At 58.0% G+C, this 10,620-nt stretch carries 10 protein-coding genes; 8 read left to right on the top strand and 2 right to left on the bottom strand.

All coding sequences use genetic code 11. The features are described 5' to 3' along the window. Positions 1-462: 462 nt before the first annotated feature. Both QLG10_RS01575 and QLG10_RS01570 read right to left on the bottom strand, forming a co-directional pair. Positions 463-1,683 carry a CaiB/BaiF CoA-transferase family protein gene (locus QLG10_RS01575; RefSeq protein ID WP_110748581.1) on the bottom strand — a complete coding sequence of 407 codons (1,221 nt, stop codon included), beginning with the start codon at positions 1,681-1,683 and terminating at the stop codon, positions 463-465. 12 nt (positions 1,684-1,695) lie between these two features. Next, positions 1,696-2,877 carry an acyl-CoA dehydrogenase gene (locus QLG10_RS01570; RefSeq protein ID WP_110748578.1) on the bottom strand — a complete coding sequence of 394 codons (1,182 nt, stop codon included), beginning with the start codon at positions 2,875-2,877 and terminating at the stop codon, positions 1,696-1,698. Between the two features lie 157 nt (positions 2,878-3,034). On the opposite strand from QLG10_RS01570, the gene QLG10_RS01565 reads away from it, so the two are divergent. The 8 genes from QLG10_RS01565 to QLG10_RS01530 all read left to right on the top strand — a co-directional run bounded on the left by QLG10_RS01565 (position 3,035) and on the right by QLG10_RS01530 (position 10,611). Beyond that, positions 3,035-3,934, top strand: a complete 900-nt coding sequence (locus tag QLG10_RS01565) for a LysR family transcriptional regulator (RefSeq protein WP_110748575.1) — start codon at positions 3,035-3,037, stop codon at positions 3,932-3,934. 436 nt (positions 3,935-4,370) lie between these two features. Beyond that, positions 4,371-5,492: a Re/Si-specific NAD(P)(+) transhydrogenase subunit alpha gene (locus QLG10_RS01560; RefSeq protein WP_110748572.1), complete on the top strand. Its 1,122-nt coding sequence runs from the start codon at positions 4,371-4,373 to the stop codon at positions 5,490-5,492. An 11-nt stretch (positions 5,493-5,503) separates the two neighbouring features. Continuing rightward, positions 5,504-5,860 carry an NAD(P) transhydrogenase subunit alpha gene (locus QLG10_RS01555; RefSeq protein ID WP_282485299.1) on the top strand — a complete coding sequence of 119 codons (357 nt, stop codon included), beginning with the start codon at positions 5,504-5,506 and terminating at the stop codon, positions 5,858-5,860. After that, positions 5,857-7,290, top strand: coding sequence for an NAD(P)(+) transhydrogenase (Re/Si-specific) subunit beta (locus QLG10_RS01550; RefSeq protein WP_083349961.1), 1,434 nt, complete (start codon positions 5,857-5,859; stop codon positions 7,288-7,290). The genes QLG10_RS01555 and QLG10_RS01550 overlap by 4 nt, the downstream gene beginning before the upstream one ends. Positions 7,291-7,505: 215 nt before the next feature. Further along, positions 7,506-8,999: an acetyl-CoA hydrolase/transferase family protein gene (locus QLG10_RS01545; RefSeq protein WP_110748570.1), complete on the top strand. Its 1,494-nt coding sequence runs from the start codon at positions 7,506-7,508 to the stop codon at positions 8,997-8,999. 319 nt (positions 9,000-9,318) lie between these two features. Next, complete coding sequence (locus tag QLG10_RS01540; protein WP_007947887.1) at positions 9,319-9,534, top strand: DUF1127 domain-containing protein; 216 nt, start codon at positions 9,319-9,321, stop codon at positions 9,532-9,534. A 338-nt stretch (positions 9,535-9,872) separates the two neighbouring features. Then, positions 9,873-10,190: a DUF2388 domain-containing protein gene (locus tag QLG10_RS01535; RefSeq protein ID WP_110748568.1), complete on the top strand. Its 318-nt coding sequence runs from the start codon at positions 9,873-9,875 to the stop codon at positions 10,188-10,190. 106 nt (positions 10,191-10,296) lie between these two features. Further along, complete coding sequence (locus tag QLG10_RS01530) at positions 10,297-10,611, top strand: DUF2388 domain-containing protein (protein ID WP_110748565.1); 315 nt, start codon at positions 10,297-10,299, stop codon at positions 10,609-10,611. Positions 10,612-10,620: the final 9 nt, after the last annotated feature.

Raw genomic sequence — 10,620 nt, 5'->3', positions numbered from 1 at the left:
AAGCACCCACACGAATTGCTTGATTCAGTTGTTAAAGAGCGGTTGGTTAAGATCTTTCGTCTCAACCGAGGCGCGCATTCTACAGCAGCCTCATTTGCTGTCAAGTGATATTTTTCAGAAGTTTTCAAGGAAACCTTAACAACTTCAACCACTTGCGCTTCAGATCTCTCATCAGCGGGAGGCGAATTCTACAGCGTTACACGCTGCTGTCAACACCTCTTTTTCAACTCCTTGGCGCTTCGATGAACTGAAGCAACCTGCTGCCGAAAACTTCGTAACTCATTGTTTACCAAGGAGTTTTCCGTTTCGACTGCGCCGGAAGTGGGGCGAATTATAGGCTTCCAGAATCTGCCGTCAAGCATTGATTCCGCTTTTCTTTCAATAACTTGCAGCAAGCACCAAAATGCCCCGATTGAACCCTGTATAGAGGAGACAAACTCTCCTCTATATAGAAGAGCCCGTTCAGAGAACTCCCGAAGCCTTGAGTGCAGACACGGCCCCAGCATCCAGATTCAGCACCCGCTGCAAAATCTCCAGCGTATGCTCGCCCAGTAAAGGCGGTGCATACCGATACTCCACTGGCGTTTTGGACAACCGTATAGGACTGGCCACCTGAGGCACCATGCCAGCCAGCACGTGAGGCAACTCGATGGCCAACCCGCGCGCCTTGACCTGGGGATCTTCAAACATCTGCGCCAGGTCATTGATGGGGCCACACGGCACACCGGCCTGTTCCAACTGAGCAACCCATTCGGCGGTAGTCTTGAACACCGTAGCCTGACGGATCAGGGGGATCAGCACCGCCCGGTTTGCCACCCGCAATTTGTTGGTCGCAAAACGCGGATCGTCCGCCCACTGGGGCTGCCCCGCCACTTCGGCAAACTTGCGAAACTGCCCGTCATTCCCGACCGTCAGGATGAAGTCGCCATCAGCCGTAGGGAAGTCCTGATAAGGCACGATGTTCGGGTGTGCATTACCCAGGCGCTTTGGCGCATTGCCCGTTGTCAGGTAGTTCATGGCCTGATTGGCCAAACAGGCGACCTGAACATCCAGCAATGCCATATCGATATGCTGCCCACCACCATCGTGGTCTCGATGCGCAAGCGCGGCCAGGATAGCCACAGTGGAATACAGCCCGGTGAGGATATCCGTCAGCGCCACACCCACCTTGACCGGCCCCGCACCTTCTTCGCCCTCAGGTCGACCCGTCAGGCTCATCAGGCCGCCAAGGCCCTGGATCATGAAGTCATAACCTGCGCGCTTGGCGTAAGGACCGGTTTGCCCAAACCCGGTGATCGAGCAATAAATCAGATCAGGATTGATCGCTTTCAGCGACTCATAGTCCAGACCGTAGGCCGCCAGACCGCCGACCTTGAAATTCTCGATGAGAATGTCCGACTTGGCCGCCAAGTCACGCACCAGCTTCTGCCCCTCTGGACGCGTGAAGTCGATGGTGACCGATTGCTTGTTGCGGTTGGCCGACAAGTAATAGGCAGCCTCGCTGGTGTTCTCGCCATAGGCGTCCTTGAGGAACGGAGGGCCCCAGGCGCGCGTGTCATCGCCATTGCCCGGACGCTCGACCTTGATCACCTCGGCGCCAAGGTCGGCGAGGATCTGGCCGGACCATGGCCCAGCCAACACCCGCGATAAATCCAGTACCCGTAGATGTGAAAGCGCGCCCATGACGTTCTCCTATTAATAGAACGCCTGGATGCCGGTCTGTGCGCGACCGAGGATCAGCGCGTGGACGTCATGCGTACCCTCATAGGTATTCACCACTTCCAGGTTGACCAGATGACGAGCAACCCCGAACTCATCCGAGATACCGTTACCACCCAGCATGTCACGGGCCATGCGAGCGATATCCAGGGACTTGCCGCAGGAATTGCGCTTCATCATCGAGGTAATTTCAACCGCGGCAGTGCCTTCGTCCTTCATGCGACCCAGACGCAGGCAGCCTTGCAGCGCCAGGGTGATTTCGGTCTGCATGTCAGCCAGCTTCTTCTGGATCAACTGGGTAGCGGCCAATGGGCGACCGAACTGTTGACGATCCAGGGTGTATTGGCGAGCGGTGTGCCAGCAGAACTCAGCGGCGCCCAGCGCTCCCCAGGAGATGCCGTAACGGGCCGAATTCAAGCAGGTGAAAGGACCTTTCAGGCCACGGACGTCAGGGAAGATGTTTTCTTCCGGAACGAACACGTTGTCCATGACGATCTCACCGGTGATCGATGCCCGCAGGCCAACCTTGCCGTGAATCGCCGGAGCGCTAAGGCCTTTCCAGCCCTTCTCCAGAACGAAGCCGCGGATGTCGCCGGCATCGTCCTTGCCCCAAACCACGAATACGTCGGCGATTGGGCTGTTGGTGATCCACATCTTGTTGCCGGTCAGGCTATAGCCGCCTTCCACTTTCCGTGCACGGGTGATCATTGCACCCGGATCGGAGCCATGGTTTGGCTCGGTCAGGCCAAAGCAGCCGATCCACTCGCCCGACGCCAGTTTTGGCAGGTATTTCTGTTTCTGGGCTTCAGTACCGAATTCATTGATCGGCACCATTACCAACGAGGATTGCACGCTCATCATCGAGCGGTAGCCGGAGTCGACGCGCTCGACTTCACGCGCAATCAAACCGTAGCTGACGTAGTTCAGGCCGCTGCCGCCGTACTGCTCGGGAATGGTTGCGCCCAGCAGGCCCACTTCGCCCATTTCACGGAAGATCGCCGGATCGGTCTTTTCATGGCGGAAGGCTTCGAGCACACGCGGTGCGAGACTCTGCTGAGCGAACTGCGCAGCGGTGTCGCGGATCATGCGCTCTTCTTCGGTGAGCTGTTGATCCAGCAGCAGGGGATCGATCCAGTTGAAGCTAGCTTTACCGGCCATGAGTGTGTCCTCTCGAAACAGGTCAAATAACGTGGAGTGATCCTAGGCCGGGTTCGCTGTCTGGGCAAACGAGGATTTCGCATACTGTTGTGCTAATTTCTCACTCCGAGACGTCGCAAAAGCCAATTGAGGCGACTTATTAGTGAGGTTGACGTACATGCGCAGGAAAATACCCAGCACAACGGCCCTGATCAGCTTTGAGGCCGCCGCCCGCCATGAAAGCTTTACCAAGGCAGCCCAGGAGCTTTCGCTGACCCAAGGGGCAATTTGCCGACAGATCGCCAGCCTCGAGGAGTTCCTGGGCGTGGAACTGTTCCGACGCTCCCGACGCGGGGTCAAGCTGACGGAGGCGGGTCTTTCCTACAGTCGCCGAGTTGCCACCCAACTCGATGCGGTTGAGCGCGACACCTTGTCCGTGATGGGCCAACAGGGGACCAACGTCATAGAACTGGCCGTAGTTCCAACGTTCGGGACCCAGTGGCTGCTGCCCAGGCTCAAGGACTTTCAACAGAAACACCCGGAAGTAACAGTCAACCTGACCAACCGCACACGGCCGTTTCTGTTTGCCGACACCGATTTCGACGCGGCGATCTACTTCGGTGATGCGGATTGGTCGGGTACTGAATCCCACAGGCTGATGGGCGAAAATCCGATGCCCGTGTGCAGCCCCAACCTATTGGGCCAAAAAAATGCCCTGACAGCCGCTGAAATCGCCGACCTTCCCCTTCTGCAACAGACCACCCGCCCCTACGCCTGGCGCCAATGGTTCGACTCTCAGCACCTGAACGTCCCTCGCGACATGACAGGGCCGCGCTACGAGCTATTCTCCATGCTGGCCCAGGCGGCGATGCACGACATGGGGATTGCACTGATCCCGCCATTTCTGATTCAGCGCGAATTGGCCGAGGCTCGCCTGGTGATCGCCAGCCCGCAGGCGCTCTCCAGCATCAAGGCCTATTACCTGATGATTCCGGAGAGAAAGGTCGAATCGGCGTCTTTGAGGGCTTTTCGGGACTGGCTGGTAAATCAGGCCCATGGCTACAGCCTAGAAGGATAAAGGCCTGCAGAACTTATCTGACCTCGTAGTCAAAAAAATGAAAACCCTACAGATATAAGTATATGTCGCATAGAGAGAAACTGTACGAGAAAGCAGTACAAACGTGCCACAAGCGCCTGAAAACGCGGCTTTGCGCCACTATTCCAGGTCGATTCCGCATCATTCATATGGCCGATGTGTAAATTGTTGGATTTGCGCCAAAATGCCCGAAAGGCACGGCCTAGAAGGGATTGAGCCGTTTGGTTGCGACATTCGGTCACGGGGTGACTTGTAGTTAATTTTCCGTCACCCGTCATAATCCCTTGTAAGGGCACAAAGTTCGCCTGCAAAATGCCGCGCCCCGCCTGAATTTGGCGGGGTCGTGCTGATCGGCCGCCCCAGCCGCACCATCCGTAGTGCATGGGTTTACTCAATAAGATCACGCAGGAGATTTGACGTGCACATTGGTGTTCCTCTCGAAACCCAGACCGGTGAAACACGGGTTGCTGCAACCCCCGAAACCATCAAGAAGCTGATCGGCCAGGGTCACAAGGTCACTGTACAAAGCGGCGCCGGCATCAATGCCAGTGTTGTCGACAGTGCCTATGAAGCCGCAGGCGCGGCCATTGGCAGTGCCAGCGAGGCGTTTGGTGCAGAGCTGATTTTGAAGGTGGTCGCCCCCAGCGACAGCGAGCTTGCGCTGATTAAGAGCGGCACCGTTGTGGTGGGGATGCTCAATCCGTTCAACAACGAAACCATCGCCAAGATGGCTGAGTGCGGCATTACTGCCTTTGCCTTGGAGGCTGCTCCTCGCACCTCTCGCGCACAGAGCCTGGACGTGCTGTCCTCGCAAGCCAACATCGCCGGCTATAAAGCCGTGTTGCTGGCCGCTCATCACTATCCGCGCTTCATGCCGATGCTGATGACCGCCGCGGGCACCGTGAAAGCGGCGCGGGTGCTGATTCTCGGCGCCGGTGTTGCCGGGCTGCAGGCCATCGCTACGGCCAAGCGCCTGGGTGCGGTGATCGAAGCGTCTGACGTGCGTCCGGCGGTAAAAGAACAGATCGAATCCCTGGGCGCCAAGTTCGTCGACGTACCTTACGAGACCGACGAAGAGCGCGAATGCGCCGTCGGTGTCGGCGGCTACGCTCGCCCGATGCCGGCCAGCTGGATGCAGCGCCAGGCCGTGGCCGTGCACGAACGCGCCAAACAGGCCGACATCGTCATTACCACGGCGCTGATTCCGGGTCGCAAGGCGCCGACGCTGCTCAGCGCAGAGACCGTGGCCCAGATGAAACCGGGCTCGGTGGTCATCGACCTGGCGGCTGCCCAAGGCGGTAACTGCCCGCTGACCGTGGCCGACCAGGTGGTTGTCGAGAATGGCGTAACCATCGTTGGCCCGACCAACCTGGCGGCCGCAGTCGCTGCCGACGCCTCGGCACTGTATGCACGCAACCTGCTGGACTTCATGAAACTGTTGTTCGATAAAGAAGGACAACTGGTGATCAACCTTGAAGACGATATCGTCGCCGCGTGCCTGATGTGCCGCGACGGCCAGATCGTGCGCAAGAACGGCTGAGGATAAAAACAATGGAAGACATGCTGATCTCTCACGGTGTCTACAACCTGATCATCTTCGTGCTGGCCATCTATGTCGGCTACCACGTGGTCTGGAACGTGACCCCTGCACTGCACACCCCCCTGATGGCCGTGACCAACGCGATCTCGGCCATCGTCATCGTCGGCGCCATGCTGGCTGCCGCCCTCACCGTGACCCCACTGGGCAAGACCATGGGCACCCTCGCCGTGGCCCTGGCTGCGGTCAACGTGTTCGGTGGCTTCCTGGTTACCCGGCGCATGCTGGAAATGTTCAAGAAGAAAGCGGCTCCAGCAAAAGCTCCGGCAGCCAAGGCCGAAGCAATCAAGGCTGAGGTGCAGCAAGCATGAGCATGAACCTGGTTACTTCCCTGTATTTGATCGCCTCGGTCTGCTTCATCCAGGCGCTCAAGGGACTCTCGCACCCAACCACGTCGCGTCGCGGCAACCTGTTCGGCATGCTTGGCATGGGCCTGGCGATCCTCACCACGGTTGGCCTGATCTACAAGCTGGGCGCCGAGCTGGCCCACGACGGTATCGTCTACGTGATCGTCGGCCTGCTGATCGGCGGCACTGTCGGTACGATCATGGCCAAACGCGTTGAAATGACCAAGATGCCCGAACTGGTCGCCTTCATGCACAGCATGATCGGCCTGGCTGCGGTGTTCATCGCCGTGGCCGCCGTGGTCGAGCCACAGTCGCTGGGCATCGTCCAGAACCTCGGCGATGCGATTCCGGCCGGTAACCGCCTGGAGCTTTTCCTGGGCGCTGCCATCGGTGCGATCACCTTCTCCGGCTCGGTCATTGCCTTCGGTAAACTGGCGGGCAAGTACAAGTTCCGCCTGTTCCAAGGCGCGCCGGTACAGTTTGGCGGTCAGCACAAGCTGAACCTGCTGCTGGGCCTGGCCACACTGGCCCTGGGCGTGACCTTCATGCTCACCGGCGACTACACCGCTTTCGCCGTGATGCTGGCGCTGGCCTTCGTGCTTGGCGTGCTGATCATCATCCCGATCGGCGGTGCCGACATGCCGGTCGTGGTGTCCATGCTCAACAGCTACTCCGGTTGGGCGGCAGCAGGTATCGGCTTCTCGCTGAACAACTCGATGCTGATCATCGCCGGTTCGCTGGTAGGTTCGTCCGGTGCGATCCTCTCGTACATCATGTGCAAGGCGATGAACCGCTCGTTCTTCAACGTATTGCTCGGCGGTTTCGGCAACACGGCAGACGCAGGCCCTGCAGGCTCGAAAGAAGCGCGTCCGGTGAAATCCGGTTCGGCTGACGATGCAACCTTCCTGCTGACCAACGCCGACACCGTGATCATCGTTCCGGGCTACGGCCTGGCGGTAGCCCGTGCCCAGCATGCGCTGAAGGAACTGACCGAGAAGCTGACCCACCGTGGTGTGACCGTGAAGTACGCGATCCACCCGGTTGCCGGTCGTATGCCTGGCCACATGAACGTACTGCTGGCCGAGGCTGAAGTGCCTTACGACCAGGTGTTCGAGATGGACGACATCAACTCCGAGTTCGGCCAGGCCGACGTGGTGCTGGTGCTGGGCGCGAACGATGTGGTCAACCCGGCCGCGAAGAACGATCCGAAATCGCCGATTGCCGGTATGCCGATCCTCGAAGCGTTCAAGGCCAAGACCATCATCGTCAACAAGCGCTCGATGGCCAGCGGCTACGCCGGCCTGGACAACGAACTGTTCTACCTTGACAAAACCATGATGGTCTTCGGCGACGCCAAGAAAGTCATCGAAGACATGGTTAAAGCCGTCGAGTAAGACCGTTTCGCAGTACCAAAACGCCCCGACTCGTCGGGGCGTTTTTGTTTGCGATAATCAATGGCCAAACCGTCGCGTTGTTACCGAAACGGTAACGGTGTTTTGTCTGAAAGCACCGGAATAGACACCTCGTTTGCGACCTTGGTAGCGGGACACAGCGCCGTGAAATTCACTAGACTGCATGTCCTGCTACCCGTTGCCCGAGATAACAATCCATGTACCGTGACCGTATTCGCCTGCCTTCGTTGTTGGATAAAGTGATGAGCGCCGCCGAGGCTGCCGCTCTGATTGAGGACGGCATGACCGTCGGCATGAGCGGCTTCACCCGCGCCGGCGAAGCCAAGGCCGTGCCCCACGCACTGGCCGAACGGGCCAAAGTCACCCCGCTGAAGATCAGCCTGATGACCGGCGCCAGCCTGGGCAACGACCTCGACAAACAGCTCACCGAAGCTGGCGTATTGTCACGACGCATGCCGTTCCAGGTGGACAGCACCTTGCGCAAGGCGATCAACGCTGGCGATGTGATGTTCATTGACCAGCACCTTTCGGAAACCGTCGAGCAACTGCGCAACCAGCAACTGAAGCTGCCGGACATCGCGGTGATCGAAGCCGTGGCCATTACCGAGCAAGGCCATATCGTGCCGACCACTTCCGTGGGGAACTCGGCCAGCTTCGCGATTTTCGCCAAGCACGTGATCGTCGAGATCAATCTGGCGCACAACCCCAACCTCGAAGGTCTGCACGACATCTATATACCGACCTATCGTCCGACCCGTACGCCGATTCCCTTGGTCAAGGTCGACGATCGCATTGGCAGCACCGCCATCCCGATTCCACCGGAAAAGATCGTCGCGATCGTGGTCACCAATCAGTCTGACTCGCCGTCCACCGTGCTGCCCCCGGACGTGGATACCCAGGCGATCGCCGATCATCTGATCGACTTCTTCAAGCAAGAGGTCGACGCGGGACGCATGACCAACAAGCTCGGCCCACTGCAAGCCGGGATCGGCACCATCGCCAACTCAGTGATGTGTGGTTTGATCGATTCGCCATTCGAAGACCTGACCATGTACTCCGAGGTGCTTCAGGACTCGACGTTCGACTTGATCGATGCCGGCAAGCTGAGTTTTGCCTCTGGCAGTTCGATCACCTTGTCGAGCCGCCGCAACGCTGACGTATTCGGCAACCTGGAGCGTTATAAGGACAAGCTGGTGCTGCGACCTCAGGAAATCTCCAACCACCCGGAAGTGGTCCGCCGTCTCGGCATCATCGGCATCAACACCGCCCTTGAATTCGATATCTATGGCAACGTCAACTCCACCCATGTCTGCGGCACGCGGATGATGAACGGCATTGGCGGCTCGGGCGACTTCGCGCGTAATGCGCACCTGGCGATTTTCGTCACCAAGTCGATCGCCAAGGGCGGGGCGATTTCCAGCGTGGTGCCGATGGTCAGCCACGTTGACCATACCGAACATGATGTCGACATCCTCGTCACCGAAGTCGGCCTGGCGGACCTGCGCGGCCTGGCACCCCGGGAGCGGGCACGCGTCATCATCGACAATTGCGTACACCCGGATTATCGCGAGGCACTGAACGACTACTTCACGGCCGCCTGCGCCATCGGCGGACACACCCCCCATATCCTGCGCGATGCACTGAGCTGGCACATGAACCTGGAAGAAACCGGGAGAATGATCGCTGTTTGATTGATACAGATGGCAGCTGACGCAAACACAGTTTCGTCAGCTCGCTGTTGTTACTTCAAAATCTGACAGAAACTGTACTGCTGTACCGGTCATTTCCTACCGAATTTTCCTACCTCTCTCATGAAAATCAGCAAAATCGCACCATAATAGCGCAGACAGGTACAGTTGCCTCATTTTCGACCAGTACACCCCCTATAAACAGTTAACTGAGCTCTCACAATACAGGTGAACTGTATCTACAGAGGCTAGGCAAACAAGAGGATCATGGGCACCAGTTAAGCCACTACCTAATCCCGCCACAAGCGGAAGGATGAAAACCATGGAACGTACACTCAGTTCCGATCTGTTCTTCGAAGACACTGCTGCAAAAACCCAGGCTTCCATGCCTTTGCGCGTTATCGCCAACCTGATGCTGTGGCAGCGCCGCATCTCCAGCCGCCACCAACTGGCTCGCCTGGATTCGCGTCTGCTGGCTGACGCCGGGATTAGCGAAGCACAACGCTATGAAGAGCTGAGCAAGCCGTTCTGGCGCTAAGTTAGCGTCGCTGGCTCTGACCCGCAGGGTCCACCGCCAGCAACCCGAATTGCACAAACAAAGCCCGTCGTGGGATTCCACGACGGGCTTTGTCGTTTCAGGTGATATCAATGCGCAAACAGGTACAGTTTTCGTATTTGAAGATTATACCGATACAGTTTGCAATCGACGATCAACCGCTCGAACCGATTTTTAGCAACCTTTTCTCTTATAGGCTGTTCGAAACGACCTGCTAAGGCCTAATATCAAGTCAGAACGTGGCGCCACCCCCGAGTGCCTGGTGTCTGAATCACCAGACACTGCACCACCTTTATCGTCTTATCCAAAGGAGTTACACCATGTCCCGTCTTCGTCTGCTCAGCGCTGCAGCCCTGCTTGCCGTCGCGGCCAATGCCCACGCCACCAGCTTCATCGTGACCACCGATGCCGTCGTCAATGCACTCAAGGCCACCTCCGACGCAACCTCCGATGTCACGTCCTCGTTCAAGGATGACAAAATCGTGCTCGCGGCCCGTGACGACGCCGCCAGCTTCGTCGCCAGCGAAGGCAGCATCCGCGGGGTGAAACTGGAAAGTGCACTTGACCACATTCGTCATCAGGCTCCACAGCTGAACGCAACAGACGCACAGTTGGCCCAGGCAATCCTGACCATCTAAGCGTTTACCTGATGTGGGACACGGGTGACGTGTCCCAATGTTTCAGCACTGGCTCTAGCCCGGGCCGTGCGCTAGCCTTGGGACTCACTTTCAACTATCGAGTCTCATGCGTTTTCTTTCAAACCTGCTGATTGCTCCAGTATTTCTAGCGGCCAGTTACTCGGGGGTTGTCCATGCCTTCGACGCGTTCAACCTGTCTACCCAGGGCGTTGTGGCCAGCAGTTATGCTTCAAGCCTGGTGACCTCCGCCCCCTTCGACCATAAACTGCTCGCCGCCCGGGATGATGCCGCGGTATTCATCGCCAGTGATGGTCGAATGAGAGGCGCACGACTGGAGTCGGCCTTGGATTACCTGCGCCAGGCCCAGCCAAAACTTCATGCCAGTGACCTTGAACTGGCACAAGCAATTCTCGTCCAATAGTTATCCCAT

This window comes from Pseudomonas sp. V98_8 (genome assembly GCF_029967975.1).
GTDB classification, from domain to species: Bacteria; Pseudomonadota; Gammaproteobacteria; order Pseudomonadales; family Pseudomonadaceae; genus Aquipseudomonas; species Aquipseudomonas umsongensis.
This window is presented reverse-complemented; position numbering and strand designations above follow the sequence as displayed.